This is a genomic window from Thermococcus thioreducens (assembly GCF_002214545.1).
In the GTDB taxonomy this organism is placed as follows: Archaea; Methanobacteriota_B; Thermococci; order Thermococcales; family Thermococcaceae; genus Thermococcus; species Thermococcus thioreducens.
This window is the reverse complement of the sequence record NZ_CP015105.1, coordinates 804,680-828,959: the sequence shown is the minus strand read 5'-3', so window position 1 is coordinate 828,959 and position 24,280 is coordinate 804,680. Positions and strand designations below refer to the sequence as shown.

At 54.0% G+C, this 24,280-nt stretch carries 22 protein-coding genes; 13 read left to right on the top strand and 9 right to left on the bottom strand.

Annotation, left to right across the window (positions count from 1 at the left end; genetic code table 11):
- The first annotated feature begins 18 nt into the window (after positions 1–18).
- Positions 19–948 carry an NOL1/NOP2/sun family putative RNA methylase gene (locus A3L14_RS04490; protein ID WP_055430275.1) on the top strand — a complete coding sequence of 310 codons (930 nt, stop codon included), beginning with the start codon at positions 19–21 and terminating at the stop codon, positions 946–948.
- On the opposite strand, the gene A3L14_RS04485 is transcribed toward A3L14_RS04490, so the two are convergent.
- Both A3L14_RS04485 and A3L14_RS04480 read right to left on the bottom strand, forming a co-directional pair.
- Positions 945–1,919 carry a hypothetical protein gene (locus tag A3L14_RS04485; RefSeq protein ID WP_055430274.1) on the bottom strand — a complete coding sequence of 325 codons (975 nt, stop codon included), beginning with the start codon at positions 1,917–1,919 and terminating at the stop codon, positions 945–947. The genes A3L14_RS04490 and A3L14_RS04485 overlap by 4 nt on opposite strands.
- A complete protein-coding gene (locus A3L14_RS04480; protein WP_055430273.1) occupies positions 1,919–2,497 on the bottom strand; it encodes a metallophosphoesterase in 579 nt (192 codons plus the stop codon). The genes A3L14_RS04485 and A3L14_RS04480 overlap by 1 nt, the downstream gene beginning before the upstream one ends.
- Positions 2,498–2,556: 59 nt before the next feature.
- Here A3L14_RS04480 and A3L14_RS04475 point away from each other — a divergent pair, with 59 nt between their 5' ends.
- The 4 genes from A3L14_RS04475 to A3L14_RS04460 all read left to right on the top strand — a co-directional run bounded on the left by A3L14_RS04475 (position 2,557) and on the right by A3L14_RS04460 (position 6,251).
- Entirely contained in the window at positions 2,557–3,645 is a 1,089-nt protein-coding gene (locus tag A3L14_RS04475) for a saccharopine dehydrogenase family protein (protein ID WP_055430272.1), read from the top strand.
- Positions 3,623–4,282, top strand: coding sequence for a 16S rRNA methyltransferase (locus A3L14_RS04470; protein ID WP_055430271.1), 660 nt, complete (start codon positions 3,623–3,625; stop codon positions 4,280–4,282). The genes A3L14_RS04475 and A3L14_RS04470 overlap by 23 nt, the downstream gene beginning before the upstream one ends.
- 104 nt (positions 4,283–4,386) lie before the next feature.
- The gene (locus A3L14_RS04465; RefSeq protein WP_055430270.1) at positions 4,387–5,766 is read left to right on the top strand and encodes a sodium-dependent transporter; all 1,380 of its coding nucleotides are present in this window, start codon (positions 4,387–4,389) and stop codon (positions 5,764–5,766) included.
- A gap of 74 nt (positions 5,767–5,840) precedes the next feature.
- Positions 5,841–6,251 carry a translation initiation factor IF-5A gene (locus tag A3L14_RS04460; protein WP_055430269.1) on the top strand — a complete coding sequence of 137 codons (411 nt, stop codon included), beginning with the start codon at positions 5,841–5,843 and terminating at the stop codon, positions 6,249–6,251.
- 50 nt (positions 6,252–6,301) lie between these two features.
- On the opposite strand, the gene treT is transcribed toward A3L14_RS04460, so the two are convergent.
- The 5 genes from treT to A3L14_RS04435 form a co-directional block, all read right to left on the bottom strand.
- A complete protein-coding gene (treT, locus tag A3L14_RS04455) occupies positions 6,302–7,540 on the bottom strand; it encodes a trehalose synthase (protein WP_055430268.1) in 1,239 nt (412 codons plus the stop codon).
- 72 nt (positions 7,541–7,612) lie between these two features.
- Positions 7,613–8,686 carry an ABC transporter ATP-binding protein gene (locus A3L14_RS04450; RefSeq protein WP_055430267.1) on the bottom strand — a complete coding sequence of 358 codons (1,074 nt, stop codon included), beginning with the start codon at positions 8,684–8,686 and terminating at the stop codon, positions 7,613–7,615.
- Positions 8,686–9,534 carry a carbohydrate ABC transporter permease gene (locus A3L14_RS04445; protein WP_055430266.1) on the bottom strand — a complete coding sequence of 283 codons (849 nt, stop codon included), beginning with the start codon at positions 9,532–9,534 and terminating at the stop codon, positions 8,686–8,688. The genes A3L14_RS04450 and A3L14_RS04445 overlap by 1 nt, the downstream gene beginning before the upstream one ends.
- A complete protein-coding gene (locus A3L14_RS04440) occupies positions 9,531–10,472 on the bottom strand; it encodes a carbohydrate ABC transporter permease (RefSeq protein ID WP_055430265.1) in 942 nt (313 codons plus the stop codon). Before A3L14_RS04440 ends, A3L14_RS04445 begins: the two co-directional genes overlap by 4 nt.
- Before the next feature lie 9 nt (positions 10,473–10,481).
- A complete protein-coding gene (locus A3L14_RS04435) occupies positions 10,482–11,843 on the bottom strand; it encodes an ABC transporter substrate-binding protein (protein WP_055430264.1) in 1,362 nt (453 codons plus the stop codon).
- A gap of 159 nt (positions 11,844–12,002) precedes the next feature.
- Here A3L14_RS04435 and A3L14_RS04430 point away from each other — a divergent pair, with 159 nt between their 5' ends.
- Genes A3L14_RS04430 through speB form a run of 4 tightly spaced genes read left to right on the top strand, consistent with a single transcriptional unit; the run spans position 12,003 to position 16,928 of the window.
- Positions 12,003–13,061: a TrmB family transcriptional regulator gene (locus tag A3L14_RS04430; RefSeq protein ID WP_055430263.1), complete on the top strand. Its 1,059-nt coding sequence runs from the start codon at positions 12,003–12,005 to the stop codon at positions 13,059–13,061.
- A gap of 10 nt (positions 13,062–13,071) precedes the next feature.
- On the top strand, positions 13,072–13,773 hold the full coding sequence (locus tag A3L14_RS04425) for an HAD family hydrolase (RefSeq protein ID WP_055430262.1): 702 nt from the start codon (positions 13,072–13,074) through the stop codon (positions 13,771–13,773).
- The gene (locus tag A3L14_RS04420; protein ID WP_074631280.1) at positions 13,773–16,016 is read left to right on the top strand and encodes a glycoside hydrolase family 65 protein; all 2,244 of its coding nucleotides are present in this window, start codon (positions 13,773–13,775) and stop codon (positions 16,014–16,016) included. Before A3L14_RS04425 ends, A3L14_RS04420 begins: the two co-directional genes overlap by 1 nt.
- Before the next feature lie 51 nt (positions 16,017–16,067).
- Positions 16,068–16,928, top strand: a complete 861-nt coding sequence (speB, locus tag A3L14_RS04415; protein ID WP_055430261.1) for an agmatinase — start codon at positions 16,068–16,070, stop codon at positions 16,926–16,928.
- A 50-nt stretch (positions 16,929–16,978) separates the two neighbouring features.
- On the opposite strand, the gene A3L14_RS04410 is transcribed toward speB, so the two are convergent.
- Positions 16,979–18,310, bottom strand: coding sequence for a cation:proton antiporter (locus A3L14_RS04410; protein ID WP_055430260.1), 1,332 nt, complete (start codon positions 18,308–18,310; stop codon positions 16,979–16,981).
- Positions 18,311–18,491: 181 nt separating this feature from the next.
- Here A3L14_RS04410 and A3L14_RS04405 point away from each other — a divergent pair, with 181 nt between their 5' ends.
- From A3L14_RS04405 to A3L14_RS04395, 3 genes are all read left to right on the top strand, one after another.
- The gene (locus A3L14_RS04405; RefSeq protein ID WP_074631282.1) at positions 18,492–18,986 is read left to right on the top strand and encodes a CBS domain-containing protein; all 495 of its coding nucleotides are present in this window, start codon (positions 18,492–18,494) and stop codon (positions 18,984–18,986) included.
- A complete protein-coding gene (locus tag A3L14_RS04400) occupies positions 18,974–20,293 on the top strand; it encodes a cation:proton antiporter (protein ID WP_055430259.1) in 1,320 nt (439 codons plus the stop codon). Before A3L14_RS04405 ends, A3L14_RS04400 begins: the two co-directional genes overlap by 13 nt.
- 103 nt (positions 20,294–20,396) lie before the next feature.
- Complete coding sequence (locus tag A3L14_RS04395) at positions 20,397–22,004, top strand: NosD domain-containing protein (RefSeq protein ID WP_055430258.1); 1,608 nt, start codon at positions 20,397–20,399, stop codon at positions 22,002–22,004.
- A 9-nt stretch (positions 22,005–22,013) separates the two neighbouring features.
- Here A3L14_RS04395 and A3L14_RS04390 read toward each other — a convergent pair whose 3' ends face one another.
- On the bottom strand, positions 22,014–22,484 hold the full coding sequence (locus A3L14_RS04390) for a hypothetical protein (protein WP_055430257.1): 471 nt from the start codon (positions 22,482–22,484) through the stop codon (positions 22,014–22,016).
- Between the two features lie 75 nt (positions 22,485–22,559).
- On the opposite strand from A3L14_RS04390, the gene A3L14_RS04385 reads away from it, so the two are divergent.
- Positions 22,560–24,278 (top strand): chloride channel protein, encoded by a 1,719-nt coding sequence (locus tag A3L14_RS04385; RefSeq protein ID WP_055430256.1) that lies wholly within the window; start codon positions 22,560–22,562, stop codon positions 24,276–24,278.
- Positions 24,279–24,280 lie beyond the last annotated feature (2 nt).

Here is a 24,280-nt window from a genome sequence, read left to right as displayed (position 1 = left end):
CTCCCCCAACTCCCCACCATGCTGGAAAAGTTGTTTTCCCTCGGCTACTCGAAGACCTTCGCGGAGCGCTATTATGAACTCTGGGGCGAGAGGGCATTAAGCATAGCCGAGGCGATGGAAAAGCCCCTGCCGAGGTGCTTCCGCATAAATACCCTTCGCATCGAAGTTCCAAGGCTCACCAAACTCCTCAACAAGAAGGGCTTTCAGTTTAAGAGGATTCCCTGGGCGAGGGAGGGCTTCTGCCTGACGAGGGAACCCTTCTCGATAACCTCAACGCCCGAGTACCTCAGCGGTCTCCTCTACATTCAGGAGGCAAGCTCTATGTATCCGCCGGTGGCTCTGGAACCGAAGCCCGGCGAGATCGTTGCCGACATGGCGGCGGCACCGGGAGGTAAAACTTCTTACCTCGCCCAGCTGATGGAGAACGAGGGCATCGTTTACGCCTTCGACGTCGGAGAGGAGCGCTTGAAGGAGACCCGCCTGAACCTCTCAAGGCTTGGAGTCACAAATACGGTGCTCCTCCACAAATCGTCGCTCCACATAGATGAACTCAGCGTCGAGTTCGACAGAATCCTCCTCGATGCACCGTGCACCGGCTCAGGCACAATCCACAAAAACCCTGAGAGGAAAGCCAACAGGACGATGGAGGATGTAAAGTTCTGCCAGGGACTGCAGATGAGGCTCATTGAGAAGGGCCTAAGCGTGCTCAAAAGGGGTGGAACCCTCGTCTACTCCACCTGCTCCCTTGAGCCCGAGGAGAACGAGTTCGTGATCCAGTGGGTTCTTGATAACTTCGACGTTGAACTGCTCCCGCTTCGCTACGGCGAGCCGGCTCTAACGATGCCCTTTGGAGTCGAGCTGAGCGATGAGATAAGAAAGGCGAGGCGCTTCTACCCCGACAAGCACGGCACGAGCGGCTTCTTCGTTGCAAAGCTCAGGAAGCTTTAATCTTCGACCTTCCTGACCAGGACTTCCTCTATTCTGCGGAGCCTCTCAAGAACCTCTTCACTCAGGTTCTTCTCCAGCTCTTCCCTCGCTTTTTTTGCAAGCTCGAACTTCGAGCTGAATTTTCCCAGTGAAGTCCATGAAATTTTCTTTTTCTCGATGAAAACGTCTATGTCGCAGAGCCTTTTGTAGCCCCTGTACTCAAGCCCCTTGAGGAGAAACTTGACGCGAACTGGATCTTCCCACGTCAGAAGCTTGAGCTTGTAAACCGGAACGCGCATGAAGGGCCTTGGATAGTCCCAGTCCCAGCCCTCGCCGACGACGAAGCCGAGATCGAGGTCCTCTATTACCATCATCAGCCTCTCGATGTTCTCCTCGTAGCGCTTGTCGGTGTCGTAGATTTTGATGGTAATCTCCTTCCACTCGGGCATCAGCCTGAGCAGGAGAACGGGGACATCAAGGGTCAGCTCACGGTAGACCTCCAGGAAGTCCCTTCTGATGAGGACCGCACCCTCAATATCCTCCGGGCCGATTGGGGAGTTGAGCTTCTTCCTCGTTACCCCTATTATCGTGTCCCCTGCCTCGCCCTCATCGAAAGCAGTTCTTATATCCATGATCTCCCCGCCGTACTTTTTAGCCAGAAGCTGAAGCCCCTCCTGAACCTTGTCGGGAACCCGCATGAGGATCAGCGTGCCCTCGACGTGAACCTTCTCCACCGGGAGTTTCCGGTTCACAATGGTGCTCAGAACAACAGGAGCGTGGCAGCCCAGAAGGAATGCCCTCTCCGGGGGAATCGTTTCCTTCTTCCACTCGTCTGTGACAAATACTATAGTCTCAAACTCACTGCTGTTCCTTATAGCTGCATCGGTCGGCATCTCCTCGACACCGAAGACCTGGGAGATTGCCGCCTTCACGGCCTCCCTGTGGGGAGTTCGAAGGAAGATTATCGACGGCCCAAAGCGGAGAACCCTCATCACATACCCCTCCACATCTTGTAGCCTCTATCGAAGTCCGTTCCTCCGGGATACTTCACCCTGTAGGTCTTTCCGCTCGGGAGGAGGACGAAGTTGACTCCAAGAACGCCGTTTAGACCCCTCTCGATCAGCTTGAAGTTGTGGCCGTAGAGCCTGAAGTCGGCTTCTTTCTCCGCAACTTCTCGCCAGGTGTGGCCGAGGGCAAACCTGCTACCCTCGATCTCGATGACCGTGCCTGGCTCGACGACGGAATCGCCGAAGAACTCCCTGAGCAGTTCAGGGTCGTCTTCGTTGCCCGGAACGATGTAAAGAACCGCGCCGGAGCCTTTAAGGACACGTGCCAGTTTTCTCAGGGCACCCTTGTAGAGGGGCACCAGCTCCGGCCTCCTCTCAAGCTTCACGTTGTCGGCCAAGTCGCCGGTGTGGATAATGTAATCCGGCCGGGTTTTCCCAATAATCCCATCGAGGAAGCGGTAGACACTTTCCGGCGTGTCGCTTATGTGCATGACCTTGGTCTCATCGGAGGAAGCGAGCACCTCAAGGACTTTCTTCCGGAAGATGGGTAGCTTGAACGGCATTAACAGGGGTAGGAGCAGGGCTTATATATACCTTCCCACAAGTTCCAAGGGGTGTTACCATGAAGGTTCTCGTTCTCGGTGCCGGAAACGTTGGGAGGGCAGTAGCATGGGATTTGAGGGACGAGTTTGACGTTCACGTGGGAGACGTCAGTGAGGAGAGGCTGAAGGCCGTTTCTGAGTTTGCAACTCCCTCGAAGGTGGACGCGGCAAACTTCGATGAACTTGTCGAGGTCATGAGGGGCTTCGAGCTGGTCATCGGGGCCCTGCCTGGAAGGTTTGGATACCGATCCGTAAGGGCGGCCATAAGGGCTGGCGTTGACATGGTCGACGTTTCGTTCATGCCCGAAAATCCGCTGGAACTCCGGGACGAGGCTGAAAAGGCGGGGGTAACGGTGATAGTTGATGCCGGCTTTGCTCCGGGGCTCAGCCATATCCTGATGGGGCGCATCTGGCAGGAGATGGACGAACTGAGGGAGGGCTATATCTACGTCGGGGGCCTTCCGAAGGAGCCGAAACCGCCACTTTATTACAGAATTACATGGTCACCTAAAGACTTAATTGAGGAGTACACGAGGCCAGCACGCGTGATAAGGAACTGGGAAGTCACCACAGTCGACCCGTTTGAGAGGATTGAACGGGTCTCCATCGCGGACTTCGAGTTTGAGGCGTTCATAAGCGACGGTCTGAGGAGCCTCCTGGAAAGTGTAAGGGCGGAAAGGCTTGAAGAGTGGACGCTCCGCTGGCCGGGGCATCTGGAAAAAATGAAGGTTTTGAGGGAGCTCGGATTTTTCAAAGAGGAGCACGTTGATAAGACGCTTGATGTCATAGCCCCGCTCATGACCTACGAGAGCCCGGACTTCTCCATAATGCAGGTCCTGGGGAAAGGAACGCTGGACGGAGAGAGGAAGGAGATCGGTTACCTGCTCTACGACGAAGAGAGGGGAGGGTTCACGTCCATGGCTCGCGTTACAGGGTTCACGGCGGCGATAATAGCGCGCCTCGTTGCCGAGCAAGGGTGCATCTTCGGAGTTATCCCCCCGGAGATACTGGGGATGAGGATAGACACCTTCACGCGCATAACTGAGGAGCTTGGAGAGAGGGGGATAAAGATTGAGAGGTGGGAGAATGCTCCACCTGGTGATAGCTGAGGCCGAGCTTGAGCTGGCGCCCAAGAGTATACAGAACCACCCGGCAATAGTCAACTACGCAAAGCGGAGGGGCAAGAGGCCGGATGAGGTCATCCTGGACGCCACATACCACCATTCAGCCCTGAAAAAGCTCGAAGACGGTGAGAGGCGTGGAAGGCCGGATATAGTCCACGTCTGCCTGCTCAACGCCCTGGAGAGTATAGCCAACAAGGAGGGCCTGCTGAGGGTCTACGTCCACACGCGGAACGACGAGGTGATATACATAAAGCCGGAAACCCGGATTCCAAGGAACTACAACCGCTTCATCGGGCTGATGGAAAGCCTCTTCAAGAACAGAGCCGTTCCCGAGAACCTTGAACTTCTTCGAATAGAGGAAAAGCCGCTTGGAGAACTCATAGAGGAGATAGGCCCGGATGAGGTCTTCGTGATGCATGAGGAGGGGGAACCCACAAAGCCGATGGAGTTTGGGAAAACCCTTTCAGAACTTAAAAACCCACTCGTGGTTGTTGGAGCATTCCCTCATGGGGACTTCAGAAGTGAAATCCCGGGCAAAAAAATAAGTCTTTACAAAGAACCGTTGATGGCATGGACAGTTGTGACCGAAACAATCGTCAATTTTGAGCAGTGGGGCCTCTAAATTGAGTAGAAAAAGCACACAATGTTTTTATATTAGTTTTCTCTTATTTTTTCTGCAAATCTCGCCTAAAATATGGGGCTGAACCTCCATGGGGGTGTGAATCTATGCGAAAAATAAGCTTCCTGATGGCGTTTTTGATAACGGGATACATCCTCGGCATCTGGAACTTTCTGGTGCTACCAAAGTACTACATAAACTTTGGACTGAAGGGGTTCCTGATATCGCTGATACCGATGCTCCTGGCGCTGTTTCTGATATACAGTGAGGCAGAGAGCACTAAACGCACGAGGTACCTGATATACGAATTGTTCTTCAAGATATCCCGCACTCCAGCACTGATATTCGTCCTCATCATGTTCCTGCTCGTGATGCTCGGAATCACAACCTACTACTCCTCGTACAGCATCATATACATCCTCGGCATCGCTCCCAGGTATGTCCCCGTAATAGCCCTCGGAACGATACTTGTCTCCGTGGTTCTACTTCTCCTTGCCAAGGGCAGAACTCTGGAAGTTATCTCAGTGCTCTCGGTGCTTTTCGTGCTCTTTGCAATAGTTTCCGCGGTCCTCGTCAGGAACCAGGCCCTCAACACAGTCACCGATCCCCAGGCAGTTCACTACATGAAAAACGCGGTCTCGGCAATAACTTCCTTTGGACAGCCACTCTCCCTCAGGGGAGTGCTCTACATGTTCATCTCGGTGCTCATGTCCTTCGGACTTGGTGCCGGCGTTTATTATGTGGTTGGAAGCTTCACCCCGGAGGAACTTGACCTCAGGAAGGTTCTTGCCGCTGTTTTTGTCCTCCAGATAATACTGAGCTTCGCCGCGGCTTTTACCGTCGCTTACTCCCTCGGTGCAGCCTACCAGGGATTTGGAAAAGCCTTCCACAGCCCCAACATCCCAGCGGAGGAGTCCATGAGGCTCTACCTCGGATTTCAGGATCTCAGGGAATACGCTACGAACAGTGAAAAGAGCCCGATGGACTCAATTGAGGTGTTCTATTCAATCCCGTACGTACTCAAGGGCAACATCGCCAACGCCAGCAGGTTGATATCTCTGCTCATGCTCTCGCTCTACTTTGCCGGGCTGACCACGATCATCGTCCTCATAGAGATGGGCAGCCAGATACTCTCAGAGGTCATGCAGCTTGGAAGGAACAGAAGCCTGACTCTGGTGGCGCTCCTTGGCTTCCTGCTCTCAGCAGTGATGGTCATAGGTGACATCAGGACAATGTTTCTTGTGGTGCCGTTCAGCGTGGGTGCAATAATAGCCGCTATCGAAGCATATCCCCTCCTCTCGGAGGAACTCGCGCACAACAGGGGCGCCGTGGCGGGCACAATGATCGTCCTCTTTCTCATGGGCCTGCTCACACTGTACTACGCGTTCAGAGCGCTGGGCACCACCGTTAAGATAGGCGCACTGCTCGGTCTCGTCCTCCTGGTGCCCGCGCTCATGAACAGCATGCTGATGAAGGGCCGGCGCTGACTCTTTCTTTTATTCAAAAATTTTTTAAAGACCCTTCCCAATCGGTTTTAGAACGCTTATGGGAGGTCTGAAAAATGGGAGACAAGACCAAGGTTCAGGTTAGCAAGCTCAAGCCGGGAAGGTACATCCTCATCGACGGCGAGCCCTGCAGGATCGGCAACATAACCGTTTCCTCGCCCGGAAAGCACGGTTCAGCCAAGGCCAGGATCGAGGCCGTTGGAATCTTCGACGGAAAAGTTAGAAGCATCGTCAAGCCCACCAGCGCCGAGGTTGACGTCCCGATTATCGACAAGAGAACCGCCCAGATAATAGCCATGACCCCGGACACCGTCCAGATCATGGACATGGAGACCTACGAGCTCTACGACGTTCCCATCGAGACCGGCGTCGCCGACGAGATCAAGGACCAGCTCAAGGAGGGTATCAACGTCGAGTACTGGGAGACCCTCGGCAGGATCAAGATAATGAAGCTCAAGGGCGAGTGAGCTCTTTTTTCACCTCTTTAAACCAGACTTTTCTTGGGAAATTAGAAAATCTAAAGGGAATTCAGAAGATCCAGATACCTTTCTAGGTGCCGAGTAATTAAAAATTTCTCCAGCACCCTTTTTCTTGCCTTCATGCCCATGAGGTTGGTCTCTCTCGGGTGTTTCAGCAGGTAGATTACTCTTTCGACGGCTTCTTCAACGCCATTCACGAGGAAGCCCGTTTCCCCATCGACCACTTGGAATTTGATTCCCCCCACGGCCCTGCCAACAACAGGCTTACCCTTCCACATCGCCTCGGTAACCGTTAACCCAAATCCTTCCCGGATAGACATCTGCAAGACAACGTCACTAGCCCGCTGAAAGGCGTTAACTTCTCTGGCATGAACCCCAGTAAGGTTCGTCAGAACTTTAACGTCGTAGTCCTCGCCAATCTTCCTCAAGGTCTTTTCGAAGTAAACCCAACCTTCTGGGTCGTCAGCCGCCATGACCCCGACGAGAAGCAACTGAACCTCCGGAATCTTTTCCTTCACTTTCCGGTAGACCTCAATAACGTCGAAAACACCCTTCCAGGGATCGAAGCGGGCGACCTGTATGATTATCGGCCGGTCCGGATCGACGTCGAACCTTTCAAGCGTTTTCAGGACCTCCGACTCTTTCAGCTCCATGTTCTTTTCGCTCAGCGGATCGATAGACGGCGGCATGATGACGGTTTTCTCCGAGCTCAAGTCTGGCTGAACGTATTCCGGAAGGTGGAAGATGTACCTGTCGTATCTTTGGATATACTCCCTCAGAAACACCCAGAATTGCCTGTTCGGGTCACTTAAGTCGATATGGCACCGCCAGATCCAGGGTTGGGTTTTCTCGTAGAAGTCTATGAGCGCCGCGGGTTGTGGGTCGTGGATGAGAACGTAGTCAAATTCACTTAGGTCAGCTTTCTGAGCGTTCTCTTCGTTGGTTTTGAGGTAGAGGTTCTTCATTTCCCCGGTGAGTTTGAGGTCTTTGTTGCCCTGGAGGGCGTTGTGAAAACTCTTCGTGACATTAAAGAACTCGTCTGAGCCTCGAATGACGAACCATTTGGCGTCGAGTCCTGTGTCTCTCATAAGGGGCACGAGATTGTGAAGTATCTCCGCAACACCTCCTCCAAAGGACGTCGAGTTGACGTGGGCAAACTTGGCTCCCAAGAGCCTTTCCGCCTTGACCTTTATCCTTTCAACGGCATCCTCTCCGATTATTCTGCCGTAGTCCTTCAGACTCTTACCAACTCCTGTGAATTCTCTAACCTCTAGCATCACGTCATCCCCCCACTTTCAGTGAAAGTTCAATAAAGAGAAATGGCTGATTCAAGGCAGACAGCGCGGTAATCAGCCGTACAGTAGCTTTCCACTCTTGGGGTCGAAGATGTACATCCTGTCCATCCTCGGCCTCCAGTAAACCTCATCTCTGCCTGTCTCTACCCCTTCCGGAAGCCTGAGTACCAGCTCCACACCACTGTAGGCGATGTGGCCGTAGCTCTCTACGCCGAGCCTCTCAACACCGAGGAGCCTGCCCTTCACAAAGCCCTCCTTTGGTTCGGAGCTGACTTCAACGTGCTGGGGCCGGAAGCCGAGAACCGCGGTGTCGCGGACGTCTATGCTGGCGGGTAGTTCAAGTGTGAACTCTCCCGCATCGAAGAGCACTTTTCCGTCCCTCTCAACAACCTCCCCTTTCACAAGGTTCATGGGCGGGCTTCCAACAAACGTTGCAACGAATGTGTTGGCGGGTTTGTAGAATATCTCATCCGGCGTGCCGACCTGCTGGAGGACGCCCCTGTCCATGACCGCTATCCTGTCGGCCATCGTCATGGCCTCAACCTGGTCGTGGGTAACGTAGATGGTGGTTATTCCGAGGTCGTAGCTGAGGAGCTTTTTGAGCTCGAAGCGCATCTGGGTTCTTATCTTGGCGTCGAGGTTGCTCAGCGGCTCGTCGAGGAGGAAAACCTCTGGTTCCCTCACCAACGCCCTTGCCAGGGCAACACGCTGCTGCTGGCCGCCGCTCAGTTCGCTCGGCTTCCGGTTGAGAAGGTCCGCTATCCCAAGGAACTCGGCCACCTCCTTAACGCGCCGTATCCTCTCCTGCTTCGGAACCTTCCACATCCTCAGCGGAAATTCTATGTTGCCGAAGACCGTCATGTGAGGATAGAGAGCGTAGCTCTGGAAGACCATGGCAGTGTTTCTCTTTGTGGGGTCTATCTCGTTGACCAGCTGGTCGCCTATCCATATCTCGCCTTCGGTGGGCGTTTCGAGGCCGGCTATCATTCTGAGTGTCGTTGATTTTCCACACCCGCTCGGCCCGAGGAGCACCATGAACTCCCCGTCCCTGATCTCAAGGTTCAGTCTGTTGACAGCAACTACCTCTCCAAACTTCTTGGTAACGTCCTTAAGCAGAACCCTCGCCATCAGCCTTTCCCTCCCGTAATAACTATACCCCTAATGAGATACCTGTTCAGCACGAGGAAGAGCAGTATCGTTGGTGCCGAGGCCACCAGCGAGCCGGCTATGATGGGGGTGTACTCCGTCCACATGCTCCTCTGGAAGGCGAAGCTGAGACCGACCGGCAGGGTGAAGTTTTCCGGCGAACGGAGGAAGATGAGCGGCCCGATGAAGGCGTTCCAAGAGCCGAGGAACTGGTAAACGGCAACCGCACCTAGGGCAGGTTTGGCCAGCGGTAGGGCTATGTAGAAGAACGCCTTTATCGGACCGCACCCATCCAGACGGGCGGCTTCGAATATCTCGTTGGAAAGTGAGGTAAAGTACTGCCTCATGAGGAAGATGCTCGACACATTTACTATTCCCAGCAGCGCGAGGCCGAAGATGTTGTCTATGAGGCCAAGCTTGTACATGATGATGTAGTTTGGAACCAGCGTGACGAACATTGGGATCATGAGGAGCGAGAGCAGCGCGGAGAATATTACGTCCTTTCCCGGGAATTTGAGTCTGGCGAATGCGTAGCCAGCCATGCTGGTGAAGAGCACGTTGCCGGCAACGATTAGCCCAGCGTAGAGCGCGGTGTTGCGGATCCAGCGCGGGAACAGGTCAAGCCTAAAAAGCTTCTGGTAGTTCTCAAGCGTGAATGGATTGGGAACCCACTCAGGGGGATAGGCCGAAGCCTGGGCCCACGTCATAAACGAAGCGACCAGCGACCTGATGAAGGGCATCAGATATACCAGCGCAAAGGTTATCAGCACTGCGTAGGTTATGACAATCCAGATACGGCGGATGAGCCTCTCCTCCTCTTTGGGGGTCATCTCATAGCCCTCCCGTACTTTTTCTGGAACAGGTATGTGGTCGTGAATATTATCGCGAACAGGAACCAGCTTTTGGCCGCGGCAACACCGGGACGTATCCTGGTGAACGCCTCGTTATAGATGTCCAGCGCGACGGTATAGCCTGCTCCACCAGGACCGCCGTTGGCCCCCGCCATTATCCACGCGAGATCGAACATCTGGAGGGCCCCTATGAGCCCCATGACCACCACGTAGGTTATCATCGGCCTGAGCATCGGGATCGTTATGAAGAAGAACCTCCTTATCGGCCCTGCACCGTCAAGCATTGCCGCCTCGTATATCTCCCTGGGAATGGCCTGCATCGCCGCCAGGAAGGACACCATGAAGTGTCCGCTGGTCCCCCAGATGGCGACAGTAGCTATGGCGAAGAGCAGGTAGTCCTTGTTGTTTATCCAGTCCACCGGCTCAAAGCCCGGGATCACGTGGACCAGGACGTAGTTTATGTAGCCGTTCTTCATGAAGAGCCAGATGAATATCAGGGCCACGATAACCGAGGAAGTCGTCGCGGGCAGGAAATAGGAGACCTTGAAGAACTGCTGGCCACGAATCTTCTGGTTAGCAAAGGAGGCCAGCACTATTGCCAGGAAGGTCTGGATGGGCACGACGATGAGCGTGTAGAGCAGTATGTTCTTCAGGCCGGTGTAGAAGGGCACGAGAAGATAGGGAGCTCCGTGAAGTCCCCTGATAAGATCCCTTATCACAATCTCAAAGTTTTGAAGCCCCACAAACTGCATCTCACCTATGTAATCCCACTTGAAGAAGCTCAGGTAGAAGGCAAAGAACATCGCGAAGTAACCGAAAACCAGGTTCAGAACAACGGCAATCGAAATGAGAGTTAATCCTGCTACAATCTCCTTATTTCTAGCCTTCTCGTAAAAGGAAGAAAAAGACGAAAACATGTTCTCACCTCAGCTGCTCAGCTCTTCCTGAACGACCTGCTTCATAACCTCAATGGCCTCGTCCACGCTCATCTCGCCCCTCATCGCTGCGGCCATGGCGTCGCTGAACTTGCCCTCAAGCGGTCCCGACTTCGGGCCCCAGAGGAAGACTATCATCTGGTCGTACTTGAACGAGAGTGTCTTCTTGTGCTGCGGCCACATGTCCGGGTCGTTCTCGAATCCCTTTATGCTGGGCAGGGTCTGGCCGCCCTTGACGACGAGCTCCTTCTGCCCCTCCGGCCCAAGGAGGAACTCAACGAACTTCCAGGCCTCCTGCGGGTGCTCAGTCTTGGCGTTTATTCCCAGGATGACTGTGTAGACCATGGTCACCCTTCCTTCCTTTCCGGCCGGGACAGGGGCTATGTCCCAGTCCTCACCGTACTTGAAGTCGGGGAACTGGTCTGCAAGGAATGGAATCATCCAGTTTCCGCTGATGACCATTGCGACCTCCTGCTGGCCGAAGGCGTCACCGAGCCAGCCGGCTCCGACGTCACTAGGTTGGACTACGTACGGGGTAAGCCCCTGGTTCTCCCTCTCAGTCTTGCCCTTCCGGTAGAGGTCGATGTACCACGTGAGGGTCTCCTTAACGGCTGGATTATCGAACCAGGAAGCGTCTTCGGGCTTCTCGAACCAGGGCTTGGGGGCGCCGTTGCTTACGGCAACTGGGACGTACCTGTTAAATCCGCCCAGATATATAGCAAGTCCGGGCTTTCCGGTCTTGTCAGCTATTATCTTAGCATACTCCTCAAGCTCCTCCCAGGTTTCGGGCGGCCTAGTCAGGCCAGCCTGTTCGAAGAGCTTCTTGTTGTAGAAGAGGGCCAGCATGCTCCAGTCCTTCGGCAGGCCGTAGAGCTTTCCATCCTTCATGAAGGGCTCAAGAAGGAACGGATAGAACTGGTCAATGAAGCTCTGGTCGGCGAGGTCGGATATCGGATAGAGGGCACCCTTGTCGATGAAGATTGGAGCCCATGCACTGTCAACGTAGAATACATCGGGGGCAACTCCGGCACCGTAGGATGCCAGGATGTTCTCGTGGAACATCTGGGTGATGACCTCGTACTTGATGCCGATGTTGGGGTTCTGCTCTTCGAAGGCTTTAATCATCTTCTCGTAGTTCTTCATCTCGGTTTCTCCGGCACTCCAGCCGGCGAACCTTACGAAAACCTTCTCCTGCACTTGGGTCTCAACCTTGGTCTCAGTTTTAACTTTGGTCTCCGTGACGGTCGCCGGCGTCTGGGTTCCGGTCTGCCCTCCGCCGCCGATGCACCCGGCGGCCACTACCGCCAAAAGCAGAACAAAAACCAAAAGACCACCAGCAAGGACTTTTTTCATACCTCCTCACCCCTCGACATACGTGCATGGAATAATATGGGCATTCAATGTTTATACTACAATACTATTATATAAACCTTACTGAATTAGTATCCAATATATTTAAATAGTATTGAAGCTCAAAAATACATAGTAGCAGTGACCTGTGGAGGGGTGCAGATGGAAAATTATGCTTTTTTGATTGAAAAATTGCAGGAACTCGGGCTCACCAAAAGGGAGGCTGAAGTTTACCTGACGATACTCATAAAGGACGGCGCCACCGTGAAGGAGCTTCTTGAGGCCCTCGACATCCATCAGCCCCAGCTCTACAACATAATCCAGAGCCTGATACGAAAGGGATTCATAAGAGCTTCCGCCGGAAGGCCGAGGGTCTACACGGCGAGCGATATAGGGGCCCTTATCGACATTCAGAAGATGAAATTTGACCTCCTCCGGAGCGTCCTTCAGGAGGAACTTATGAAGATTAAGGGGAGAACAGAGGAAGAGGGGCCCTATATCTCGCTTGTGAGGAGCCTGGAAGGTGTCTTGGCGAGCATTATCGAGATAATAAACTCCGCGGAGGTCGAGATTAGGGCCGAGCTCCCCTACCCTGTCTTCAAGGAGCTCAAACCCTACCTGCTGGGAGCCCTCCAGAGGGGGGTGAACCTGTACCTCCTGATCTACCCCAGCATGGGCACTCCAGAGGAGTTCGAAAGGTTCAGGGATCAGGTCAAGATACGTACCTTTGACCTTGGAAACTTTCTCCTCGTTATATCCGACCTCTCAAGCGCTGTCTACTCAAAACGGCGCTTCTTCAGCGTCCACAAGCTCCCGATTTCCAGCAACGAAATCTACGGATACGTGATACAGGAAAAAGACCTTCTCCTCAGACTTCTCAACATCCACAATAACCTCTGGCTCAAGTCAAAGGAGGTCATAGGCTGGATTCCCAGGCCGGAGCTGTATCCCAAGGTGTTCATAGAGTTCTCGATGGCGCTCAACGAGCTTGAGACCCTGCTGAAGCTCGGCTACACCCCGGTGGTGACCGTGGAGGGCAGGGACGTTAAGAGCGGCTATCCAGTGAGCATTACCGGAAAGGTTCGCTCGATAAACCGCTTCGGGATAGTTAGCAACTTCGTCCTCGAAAGCGAGAACGGAACCTTTACAGTCGGAGGTTTTGATGCGGAGGTGGAAGACATAGAGGCGCAGAAGATTGTTATCAGGGAGATAACCAAATAAGGTGGCACTGATGGCCAGAATAGCACTAATATGGGACTTCGACGGGGTTCTCGTTTACACACCCCACGAGGAAGCCTGGAGAAAGGCGGCAAAAATCTATGGGGCTGAAATCGACCACGAGTTCTACGTGAGGTACGTCTCAGGGAAGCCACGCTACGAGGGTGCGCACAACATACTGGAGCTGACGGGTATCTACGAACGCCACGGCGCGGACACTGAAGAAAAGAGGAAAAAACTGCTCACGGAGTTCGCCGAGTTCAAGAACAGGATGGTCAACGAGATGTTCGACAGGGGAGAGTACGAGGTTAACCAAGGGGCAATAGAGTTCCTGATGAAGACAAGGGAGCAGGGGATACCGAGCGCTCTGGCTTCTGCATCAAAGAACGCCCCGAAGCTGGCGGCCAAGGTTATGGTGGGGGAGAAGAGGCTGATAGACTTCTTTGACGTTAACGTCAGCGGCATGGCACCCAGCAAGAAGGAGGTATTCCGACTGGCCAGGAAAAAGCTCGTGGAGATGTTCCCGGAGGTGGAGTCGTTTTTCGTTGTTGAGGATGCCCCCGCAGGCGTGAAAGCCGCCAAGGAGCTCGGGATGCTTGTTTTGGGATACGAAAGAGATACCGAGCTGGAGGGCGCGGATCTGAGGTTCAGAGACTTTGGAGAGGTCTCCATCGAGCGACTGTTGAGGCTGAACGGAGGCAAGGGGGGAGATTGATGAAATTCCGGTTCAGGCTTTCCGGGTATTCACCCGAGGAGGAGGCAGTCTACGGGACGGTACTGACCCTGGGAAACGGGCATCTTGGTGTTCGGGGCGAGGTTGAGCTTGAGCCGACGATATACGGCACGACCATAGCCGGTGTTTATGATGATGCCCCCTACTTTTACCGTGAAATCGTCAACGCCCCCAGGGTCGTGGGTCTGCAGCTGATGTTCAACGGTGAGCCCTTAAACCTGAGCACGCACAGAATTCTGCGCTACGAGAGGGAGCTGGACATAGAAAAAGGAACCCTAAAAACTTGGGTGGAGCTCGAAACCAGAAAAGGCGTCAGAATCGACTACGAGAGCACGCGAATAGTCCACGGAAAGAGAAAAAACCTCATTATTCTAAGGTTCAGGCTCAGGGCCAGCCAGGACGGCCTCCTAACGATACTGAACCCGATAGAACTCGACACGGCCAATCCCTCCTACAGAGGGGAGATACTCGTCAGGCACTATTCCGTGGAGGAGCTGAAATGCGATGGGGAAGCAGTGTACGCCCACATCAGGACGCTGGATGGGAGGTACCATGTCGGCATAGCGAGCTCAATTTTCACCCCCTGGAACCACGAGAGAAGCACCGTAAAGAACACGAGGCTCATAGGGGAAGTTCTGACGCTGAACGTTGAGGGCGGAAAGGAGTACGAGTTCGTGAAGTACGTTGTAGTGTCCTCAATTGGCCGAGGCGACATGAGAAGTGCAGTTCTTAGGGAACTCAGGGAGAGCAAAAGGAAGGGGTTTGAGCGGCTGTATGAGGAACACGTGGAGTACTGGAAGAAAATCTGGGATAGGGCCTGGGTGGAGATAGAAGGCGACGAAGACGCCGAGAGGGGACTTGCATTCAGCCTCTTCCATCTGGTGCAGTCACTTCCCCGTGACGGCCGCATATCCCTGACCGCAAGGGGGATACACGGCTTTGGCTACCGCGGGCACGTCTTCTGGGACACCGAGATCTATGCACTCCCCTTCTTCATGGCAACAATGCCGGAGGAAGCCCGCAGAATGCTCGTTTACAGGTACAACAACCTCAACGCGGCCAGGGAAAATGCAAGGCTCAACGGCTACGAGGGCGCGCAGTTCCCATGGGAATCGGCCGACGACGGCAGAGAAGCGACGCCCCCCCTCGTGCCGCTGGACATGAGGGGGGGAAAGACGGTCAGGATATATACAGGTGAGGAGGAGCACCACATAACGGCCGACATAGCCTACGCCGTTGACCTATACTACCGCCTTACGGGGGATGAGGAGTTCATAATTCGCCACGGCCTTGAGATTATCATGGAAACGGCGCGCTTCTGGGCAAGCCGGGTGAGGTACGACGAGAGGAAGGGCTATGTGATAGAAAAGGTGATCGGACCGGACGAGTACCACGAGCACGTTAACAACAGCTTCTTCACCAACCTGATGGCCAAGCACAACCTGCTCCTCGGGGTCTCGTATTTCAGAGAAGGCCTCGGGAAGAGCTGGTGGGGGGAGGTCATTGAGAGGATCGGGGTGACCGAAAGGGAAGTCCAGAGGTGGCTTGAGATAGCCGAGGGGCTGTACCTCCCACCGCAGAGGGACGACGGAGTTTACGAGGAGTTCGACGGGTATTTTGCACTGATGGACTACACGGTTGACCCCTACGGCCTGGGCGAGGGAAGACTGCCGGAGGACGTAAGGGAGAACCTCGGAAAGACCCAGCTCATTAAGCAGGCGGACGTTATAGCCGCCCAATACCTCCTGAAGGACTGGTTTGACCTGGATACCATCGGGAGGAACTTCGAGTACTACATCGTCAGAACCACCCACGCGTCCTCACTCTCAATGCCCACCTACGCCATAGTCGCATCGTGGCTCGGGAACATGGAGCTCGCCTACGACTACTTCATGAAATGCGCCTATATAGACCTGAAGAACATTTACGGAAACACCGCGGACGGATTCCACCTGGCAACCGCCGGCGGCCTGTGGCAGATACTCTTCAGGGGCTTTTGCGGTGTTGATTTCAAGGGAGACACCCTGAAGGTCAGCCCGAACCTCCCGGAAAAATGGAAGTCTGTAAGGCTGAGGTTCTTCTTCAGAGGCTCGTGGCTTGAGCTGAAGGTGAAGCACGGCGAAGTTCACATAAAGATGTTGGAGGGCACGAAACCGATAGGCGTGGAAGCCTTCGGGAGTGAGGCGGTTCTTCAGCCGGGGGGAGAGGTCGTACTCCGGCCTTAGCCCCCACAAAGGTTTTTAATCGTGCCCTCGGAAATCTCCCCGGTGGGAGAGATGGAGTTCCTGTACACCTATAAAACGCTCAAGCTCGAATTTCCGCTTTCCGAGCCTGAAAAAGCAAAGTTCGTAATTCTCGGCATCCCCTTCGACGGGACGACCAGTTTTAAGCCCGGGGCGAGGTTTGGACCAACCCTGATCAGGCACGCAACGCTCAACCTCGAGAGCTACATACTTGACTATGACGTCGACATAGCCGAACTCCCCATAGCGGACATAGGGGACATTGCCGTCGTCGCCGGCGACCCCCGAAAGACCGCGGACAGGGTCAGAGATACCCTTGAGGAGCTTAAACGCATAAATCCCGACGCCCTGCCAATACTCCTGGGCGGCGAGCACTCCCAGACCCTCGGAGCCGTTGAGGCACTCAGGCCGGCCAGCTACGTCGTCTTCGACGCCCACCTCGACCTCAGGGACAGCTACGAGGACAACCCATACAACCACGCCTGCGTGGCGAGAAGAATAGGGGAGCTGGGAGTGAGGGAGGCGATGTTCGGAATACGGAGCGGAACAAGGGAGGAGGTAGTCTACGCAGAAGAGAACGGAATCCCGTGGGTGCACGCGAGGGACTACGACTTCGATGCTTTCGTTGAGCTGGTGAAGCCCCTCCCCGAGCCTGTGTATCTCTCGGTTGATGTAGACGTCTTCGATCTTTCGCTCGTCCCCTCAACCGGAACCCCCGAGGCGGGGGGACTGGGCTTCTGGGAGGTCGTGGAAGCCATGGAGTGGCTCGTGGAAAACAAGAGAATAGCAGGCTTCGACATCATGGAGGTTGGGGGAAACGAACTCGGGGACATCACCGCCCTGACAGCCGCAAAGCTCCTCTTCCACTTCATGGGAGCGAAGGGCAGCCTCTGACAATCATTTTCTTTCGAGACTTACAACGAATTGAAATTGAAAAAGAGAAATTAGGAAGCTTTCAGCTCGTGCTTCATCTTCTCGTAGTTCTCCATCCTGTCCTGTACAGTCTCGGTTCTCAGGAGCTTTGCCCTGAGGAAGGGCAGCCACAGTGTCTCGGTTATAACGGAGGCGAGGACAACTATGACCGTGGTAGCCAGGATTACATCGCCCCAGTAAACGCTGAGCTCTCCACCCAGGTACTTCACTGCCAGAGACAGTGGGAGCGCCGCCAGAGCGGAAGGAACTATGCCCCTGGGCCCTTCGAGGGCTATGAAGAGGTATTCCCTTGGGTTCCACCATTTGAGGAGGGGCAACGATGCAAGGGGCCTCGCAACCGCCATAATAAAGAAAGCGACAAGTACACTCCTCAGGACGTTTCCGGTCAGGAGGTCGAGGTTCAGGCTGGCCCCGAGGAGCACAAAGATGAACACCGTGGCTATCGCTGCGAGGCTCTCGTTGAACTCGACCTCCTTCTCCACCGCCCTGAGAACCCGATCCATGATTGCCGGGTTCTCTCTCTTTCCGATTATCTTGTAGTTTCCGAGCACTATTCCAGTGACCGTTGCAACGAGATATCCTGAAGCCTGAAGGGACTCCCCAAGAAAGAAACCAGTAAAGGCTAGGAGAAGAGAGAATATCTCTATCTCCGGGAACTCGAATATAGCCGTCTTCTTGATGAACCAGTAACCGAACATTCCAAGAACGAAGCCGACCGCGATGGACACCCCAACCTCGTAAAGGAAGTACAGAACTGCCCCCCCGTAGAGGCCAGCAGCGGAGCTCAGGGAGGCAAATATGCCACCGCTGGCCTGGGGAACGAACATCGCTATCGCAACGGTTGTCAGGACTATGCCGAGCGGGTCGTTGAATATGGACTCGGTTACTATGGTCGTCTCGATGTCCTGCTTAACCCTGTGCTGACGGAAGAGGGGTATCAGCGTCGCCGGGTCGGTGGCGCTTATTATAGCACCGAAGAGAAAGCCAACCAGAAACGGAGCATCAAAGACCCACGAGAAGAACCATGCGGAGAGAAGGGCTGTTATGAGGAGTCCAACAGTGTCTAGAGTCACTATCGTACTCATGTTCCGTTTTAGCATCCTCCAGCTCAGGTTGTGCCCCTCAGTAAAGAGTATCATCACCAGACCAAAGACCCTAACGTAGTCAAAGAGCTCATGCGCAACCGGCCTCGGCATCCACGCGGTTATCGGACCAAGAACCATTCCGAATATTATGAAGAGGGGGACGTAAGATATGTTAAACCGTCTGCTGAGAAGCATTGAGAGTATGCCCGCACCGAGTACTGCTATGAGCACCCTGGCTATAACATCCGTTGGCACCATTGGAACATCCTCCGTTCTTTGGCCGGGGTTCTACGAGAGATATTTAAACGTTTGGTTTGTTTGACACTCTCAGATGGGGCGGATTAACTGGTACAATGTTCTAAACGTTGCTCCGGTGCCCCCTTAGGCCCACAAAGTCTTAAATAGAATCGTTTTCATCCTTCAGAATTGGTGGTGAGAGATGGAAGTCGAGGCGGCCCTCGAAAGCTTTCACTCCCTCACTCTGGCTAACATCATGCCCAGACTTGAGACAATGCCCGTGGTCACCGCAGATGCAGACCTCCTCAGCGTCCTCAAAATACTGCGGAGCAGGCACCACGTCTGGGTTGTTGAGAGCAGGGAGAACATGAAGCTCGTGGGCGTCATCCGGTACATCGACGTCATAGACGTCCTTCTTCCCCCTGAGGCGCACAAGTTCAAACTGGGCATGACCAGCAAGATAATGCGCTCTATGCTCGGGGGCGCCACCAAGGCTGAAGACGTCGCCGAGCGGCACGTGCTCACTATAGACAAAGATGCCACGGTTCTCGATGCCCTTATGAAGATGCGCAAGTACAGGGTACAGGTGCTGGCCGTCGTAGAGGACGGAAAACTTGTGGGCGAGGTGAGTCTTCGCATACTGATAGATGAACTGCTGAGGCTGCTCCGGGTGGGTGGGGCACAATGGAAACAGTAACCTGGCTTTTGTTTTCAATAGGGGTATCCCTGATCCTGGCGAAGATAGGGGACAGCATAATAGAGAGACTTGAGCTACCGGGAGTCCTCGGAGAACTCCTCATGGGGATGCTCCTCGGAAACCTCGTCTATTTCGGGATAGTCGCCCCCCAGTATCTTCCGATAGTCAGCGGAGAGGGCTTTACCACGGATTTAACCGTTGTTTCCAACTTCCTAGCCAAGCTGGGTATAATCTTCCTGCTGTTCCTCGGTGCCCTCGACGCTGACATCGAGCAGCTCAAGAAAACCGGGCTTACTGCAACGGTCTCCACGCTCCTTGGAGTCTTTGTACCGCTCCTCATAGGCTGGTTTGCCCTCATGGAGATGGGGTACCCGAGCAGGGAGGCCTTTGCCGGGGGTGTTCTGCTCACAGCAACGAGCATCGGGATAACAGTCCGCGTCATGATGGATTTGGGCGTTCTCAAGAGTGAGGTCGGGGCGGCTTCGCTCAGCGCAAGCGTTATGGACGACTTCTTAGGCATAGCCCTTGTGATATTCGCAGTCGGAAGTGGAAGCCTGATAGAGCTGAGCGCCAAGATAGTTGCGTTTTTCATAATAACCGGTGTCATCTGGTGGTTCCTCGTTGAATACTATATAAAATTCGCCGAGAGGCTTCACGTGGAAAAGGGCATACTGGGGACAGTTCTCGGTATGATGTTCCTCTTCGCCGCCCTGGCTGAGGGCTGGTTTGCAGCTGCCATCGAAGGAGCGTTTATGATGGGCCTCGTGCTCTCAAGGCTCCCAGAAGGAAAGCGCATTATGGAGGACGTAAAGGCAATAGGCTACGGTTTGCTCATACCGTTCTTCTTCGTCCACACGGGGGCGATGCTGAATCTCACGGTGTTCGAGAACGCGAAGGCACTCGTTCTGGCGGCAGTCCTGACGGCCATAGCGGTTTTTGGAAAGGTCGCAGGAAGGGGATTTGGGGCATGGATAACCGCATGGGGCCGCGGCAGGGACTTTCTCTTTACCAGGGAGAACTTCTGGATGTCCCTCCAGATGGGCATCGGTTCGGTTCCAAGGACTGAAGTGGCTCTCGTTGACCTCATGGTGGCAATCCACGGTGGTGCGATAAGCCCGGAGCACGCCCCGGAGTTCATAGCGGCGACGCTGATATTCATAACGGTATCGGTGCTGATAACCCCGCCCCTGCTCAAATGGGCGTTCAGGCACGAAATAGAAACGGCCAGAAGCGCAAAGGCCGCCCGGAAAGTCGAGAGGATAGAGAGCACGAAGAAGAGGATAAAAGAACTGAAGGGAGCTCAGTAATTTACCTCCCACTTTTCCTTGCATCTTAGCAATATTTTTGGCGTTTGTATGGAAAACATTTATACACTTTTCTGGACATAGTTAAATACAGCGGTGGAGCTTTATGGGAACAAAGCTCGGGATTGCGATCATGATGGTGGTTCTGGTTTTGTTATCTCATCCAAACTTTTTAGGAAAGGGTTCCGCAGATACCGTTACCTGGATTCCCGTGAGCTCATGCACCCTCATAAACCAGTCCGGATACTACATCCTCACCGACGACATAACCGAGAGCGAGAATATGATATGCATTCTGATAACCGCTAGCAACGTTGTTTTTGACGGCATGGGGCACAGAGTTGGTGGGTTGGGGAACTACCACACGATAGGAGTCTATGCTCAGGGTTCAGGGGCCTTGGTCAACGTCACCGTCAGAAACCTGGTGGTCTTTGAATGGTTTCATGGGATATACTACAAAAACGTTAGGACGGGGGAAATCGGAAACAACACCGTAACATCGACCTATGGAGTGGGGATATTCCTGTGGGACTCCAATGAAGTCGTGGTGAGGGACAACACCGTGGACTCAAACTACGGTCAGGGGATATTCCTCCACAATTCCAGCCACAGTGCAGTGGTAAACAACAGTGCGAACTCCAATTACGATGGAATAACCCTCAGCGACATGAGTGATTTCAACCTCGTTTCAGGGAACAATGCAGGTTCCAACGCCAACAAAGGCATCTCAATAGACGGTTCAAGCAGCAACACCTTAACCAGCAACTATGTAAGTGGAAACGGATACGTGGGTGTGTCCCTCCAGAAGGCAACGGAAAACAGAATATACTGGAACAGGATAGCCTCCAACCGCGACCACGGGATCCGGCTTATTTCAAGTCGGAACAACTCAATCGCCGGCAACGATGTGGTGCTGAACGGCAGAGACGGAATTGCCCTTGAGTTGTCCACCCAAAATACCATCTCAGGGAACATAATTACCGAAAACCGTTTCCGTGGAGTCTCCCTCTGGAGGCACAGCGGGCACAACCGGGTGGCCAGCAACACGATAATGAGCAACGGGGATGTAGGGATATCGATTGACTCCTCCAGCGGAAACACCATTGTCCACAACAACGTTAGCTCCAACGAATACGGGATCACCATCATCCTCTCCAAAGACAACTTAATCTACGACAACTACTTTGACAACACGAAGAACGCACAGGCGGACAGGCAAAACCGGTGGAATATCGAGAAGACTGTCGGCACGAACATAATCGGGGGCCCCTGTCTCGGGGGCAACTACTGGAGCGACTATTCCGGCAGGGATACTGATGGAGACGGCTTCGGGGACACCATGCTGCCGTACACTTCCGGGGGAAGCATTTTGAACGGTGGAGACTACCTCCCCCTCGTCCCGGTTTCGGAAAACGCGTCCTGCGCCCCCGCTACGACCGTATCAACGACATCAACGGTTTCTCCTTCCCCCACAGCTTCACCCATCACCACCTCATCCCCTACTCCCTCCACAAGCACCGTTAGTTCACCAAGCACAACATCATCAACCTCCATCCCCTCGATAACCACTCCAACGACGACTTCGGAAGAGGGTGAGAGCACAACCTCGGGCACAAGTAAGGAAAAGACAGCTATATGCGGTACTGCTTTGCTGTTGGGGTTGACGCCAACACCATTCATCCTTAGGAGGCTGAACGGAAGAAATAGAGAATAGGGCCAAACCTCAGCCGAAGAAAGCTCCCATGGCACTCATTTCCTCTTCGCTCATGCTTTTTATCCTGAACTCCGGCATCTCGGGAACCAGCCCCTCGTACTCCTCCTTTGTTATCTCCTCAGCCCGTCCGTTCTCGACGAGGTAGAAGATTCCGTAGTCCTGGTCGCGGTAGGCAACAAGGAATTTCTCAACCTCGATGTCGCCAAAGTCCACGAAGATAACGTTTCCGCCGGTGTAGGGGCGCTTGCACTTGAAGGGGAAGCTTGAGGAGTTGAGCATCGCATCTCCAAGGGCCTGGTTGGCCTTCTCCCCGTTTATTTCGGTCCAGAACTTTCTGCCCTCAAAATCGCCCTCAACGACGATGAGGAACCTCTTGCCATCGAGCTCAGCGATGGGGGCACCTTTCTCTGCGAGTATCTTAAACAGCTCGCCGATGGTCTCGGCATTCCTTAGGGAAGCGACAAATCCTTCAACCTTCATAGTCCCACCAGAGACCCTTCCGATTGAGGGGTATAAAAGCTTAAGCTTTTTATTTGGGACACCCATTCCCCATTGATGACATCGAAACGCGACTATCTCAAAAAGTGGGGCCTTGTCATCGCCTTCTCCATTCTGGCCGGCCTGGTGGGTGGCTTAGGTGCGGTAGTCTTTAGGCTATTCATAGGGATGGTTCACGGGTTTTTCTTCGAGCGGCTTCTCCCGATCGTTTCTTACAACGTGGAGGGCTTTAACATCGGCTACGTTCTCCTACCAACCCTCGGTGCGTTCATAGTTACGTTCTTCGTGATCAAGTGCCCCGAAATCAAGGGAAACGGCATTCCGGAGGTTGTAGAGGCGGTCATATTTAAAGGCGGTAATATCCCCGGAAAGTTTGCCGTTCTGAAAACGATAGCCACCGCCATAACCATAGGCTCTGGGGGAAGCGTTGGACGCGAGGGGCCAATAGGCTTCATCGGCGCGGCTTTAACGTCAATCCTCGCCCGCTGGTTCAACCTGTCCAAGGAAATGAAAAAGCTCCTCGTCACCTGTGGTCTGGCGGCAGGTATAGCGGGCACCTTCAACACACCTCTGGCAGGAGCGATGTTCGCCCTTGAAGTCGTCTACATGGGCGCTTTCTCGATAAACCTCGTGCCCATATTCATCGCCGCCGTCACCGGCAACGCACTTACCCTTGCCGTCCTCAACAGGGCGGTGGAGATAGATGTTCCGGGCGGGATAGGGCATACGCTCTTTGAGCTCCCACTGTTCTTCCTCCTTGGACTGTTTCTCGGTATCCTCGCCGCGTTCTATGCCCGGTTCCTTTACGGGATGGTTGACAGGTTCTCAAAGGCCAAAGTGCCCGAAATGATGAAGCCCACAATAGGTGGTTTTGGTGTCGGCGTTCTCGGAATGCTGTTTCCGGTTTACGGCATATTCGGAATAGGCTACGAAGGTATGAGAATGGCCTTCTACGGGGAGCTGGCGATAGGGCTCCTCGTAACTCTCGGACTGGTCAAGATGCTGGCCACCGCCCTGACCCTTGGCTCGGGACAGAGCGGCGGCGTCTTTGCCCCGAGCCTCTACATAGGGACGATGTTTGGGGCGGCATTTGGCCAGATCGTAAAGGCATTTCTACCGGCCCACGCGTCTAACCCATCCGTCTACGCTTTAGCCGGAATGGCGGCCTTTTTCAGCGGTATGACGCAGGCACCGCTGACTCAGATACTGATGGTCACCGAGCTGACGAGGAGCTACGCCGTTCTGCCCGCGGTGATGACCTCCGCTACCATAGGCTTTCTCACGGCAAGGTTCTTCCTCAGGGGAGAGTCCATCTACACCCTCAAGCTCATCAGGAAAGGCTACCACGTAATGACGGGAAAACCGGTCATCCTTGAGACCATCTCCGTTGGAGAGATAATGACCCGCGAGCCGGTTTACGTCACCGAAGACCAGACTCTCTTTGACGTGGAGCACCTGATAGGGGAAACCGGACACGACTGCTTCCCCGTGGTCAACGAGAACATGGAGGTCGTGGGCATAATCGGCATAAAGGACGTCCTGAAAAAGTCCCCCAGCGTTAAGAGGATGCCGGTGAAGCGATTCATCCGCCGGCCTTACGGAGTAACGTACCCGACTGAAACTGCTGAGGATGCCTTTGAGAAGCTCATGGCCTACGACCAGAACCTCCTGCCCGTTCTGGAAAGCCCGGGGAGCAGAAAGCTCGTTGGTGTCGTCACAAAGAGGGATATATACCGTGCCTACTACCGCGGCCTGGAGGGTATGTACATAGAATGAGG

Bases quoted from the DNA above. Each gene is read 5' to 3' on its own strand.
- A3L14_RS04490 (WP_055430275.1), top strand. From the start codon at position 19: ATGCTGGAAAAGTTGTTTTCCCTCGGCTACTCGAAGACCTTCGCGGAG.
- A3L14_RS04485 (WP_055430274.1), bottom strand. From the start codon at position 1,919: ATGAGGGTTCTCCGCTTTGGGCCGTCGATAATCTTCCTTCGAACTCCC.
- A3L14_RS04480 (WP_055430273.1), bottom strand. From the start codon at position 2,497: ATGCCGTTCAAGCTACCCATCTTCCGGAAGAAAGTCCTTGAGGTGCTC.
- A3L14_RS04475 (WP_055430272.1), top strand. From the start codon at position 2,557: ATGAAGGTTCTCGTTCTCGGTGCCGGAAACGTTGGGAGGGCAGTAGCA.
- A3L14_RS04470 (WP_055430271.1), top strand. From the start codon at position 3,623: ATGCTCCACCTGGTGATAGCTGAGGCCGAGCTTGAGCTGGCGCCCAAG.
- A3L14_RS04465 (WP_055430270.1), top strand. From the start codon at position 4,387: ATGCGAAAAATAAGCTTCCTGATGGCGTTTTTGATAACGGGATACATC.
- A3L14_RS04460 (WP_055430269.1), top strand. From the start codon at position 5,841: ATGGGAGACAAGACCAAGGTTCAGGTTAGCAAGCTCAAGCCGGGAAGG.
- treT (WP_055430268.1), bottom strand. From the start codon at position 7,540: ATGCTAGAGGTTAGAGAATTCACAGGAGTTGGTAAGAGTCTGAAGGAC.
- A3L14_RS04450 (WP_055430267.1), bottom strand. From the start codon at position 8,686: ATGGCGAGGGTTCTGCTTAAGGACGTTACCAAGAAGTTTGGAGAGGTA.
- A3L14_RS04445 (WP_055430266.1), bottom strand. From the start codon at position 9,534: ATGACCCCCAAAGAGGAGGAGAGGCTCATCCGCCGTATCTGGATTGTC.
- A3L14_RS04440 (WP_055430265.1), bottom strand. From the start codon at position 10,472: ATGTTTTCGTCTTTTTCTTCCTTTTACGAGAAGGCTAGAAATAAGGAG.
- A3L14_RS04435 (WP_055430264.1), bottom strand. From the start codon at position 11,843: ATGAAAAAAGTCCTTGCTGGTGGTCTTTTGGTTTTTGTTCTGCTTTTG.
- A3L14_RS04430 (WP_055430263.1), top strand. From the start codon at position 12,003: ATGGAAAATTATGCTTTTTTGATTGAAAAATTGCAGGAACTCGGGCTC.
- A3L14_RS04425 (WP_055430262.1), top strand. From the start codon at position 13,072: ATGGCCAGAATAGCACTAATATGGGACTTCGACGGGGTTCTCGTTTAC.
- A3L14_RS04420 (WP_074631280.1), top strand. From the start codon at position 13,773: ATGAAATTCCGGTTCAGGCTTTCCGGGTATTCACCCGAGGAGGAGGCA.
- speB (WP_055430261.1), top strand. From the start codon at position 16,068: ATGGAGTTCCTGTACACCTATAAAACGCTCAAGCTCGAATTTCCGCTT.
- A3L14_RS04410 (WP_055430260.1), bottom strand. From the start codon at position 18,310: ATGGTGCCAACGGATGTTATAGCCAGGGTGCTCATAGCAGTACTCGGT.
- A3L14_RS04405 (WP_074631282.1), top strand. From the start codon at position 18,492: ATGGAAGTCGAGGCGGCCCTCGAAAGCTTTCACTCCCTCACTCTGGCT.
- A3L14_RS04400 (WP_055430259.1), top strand. From the start codon at position 18,974: ATGGAAACAGTAACCTGGCTTTTGTTTTCAATAGGGGTATCCCTGATC.
- A3L14_RS04395 (WP_055430258.1), top strand. From the start codon at position 20,397: ATGGGAACAAAGCTCGGGATTGCGATCATGATGGTGGTTCTGGTTTTG.
- A3L14_RS04390 (WP_055430257.1), bottom strand. From the start codon at position 22,484: ATGAAGGTTGAAGGATTTGTCGCTTCCCTAAGGAATGCCGAGACCATC.
- A3L14_RS04385 (WP_055430256.1), top strand. From the start codon at position 22,560: ATGACATCGAAACGCGACTATCTCAAAAAGTGGGGCCTTGTCATCGCC.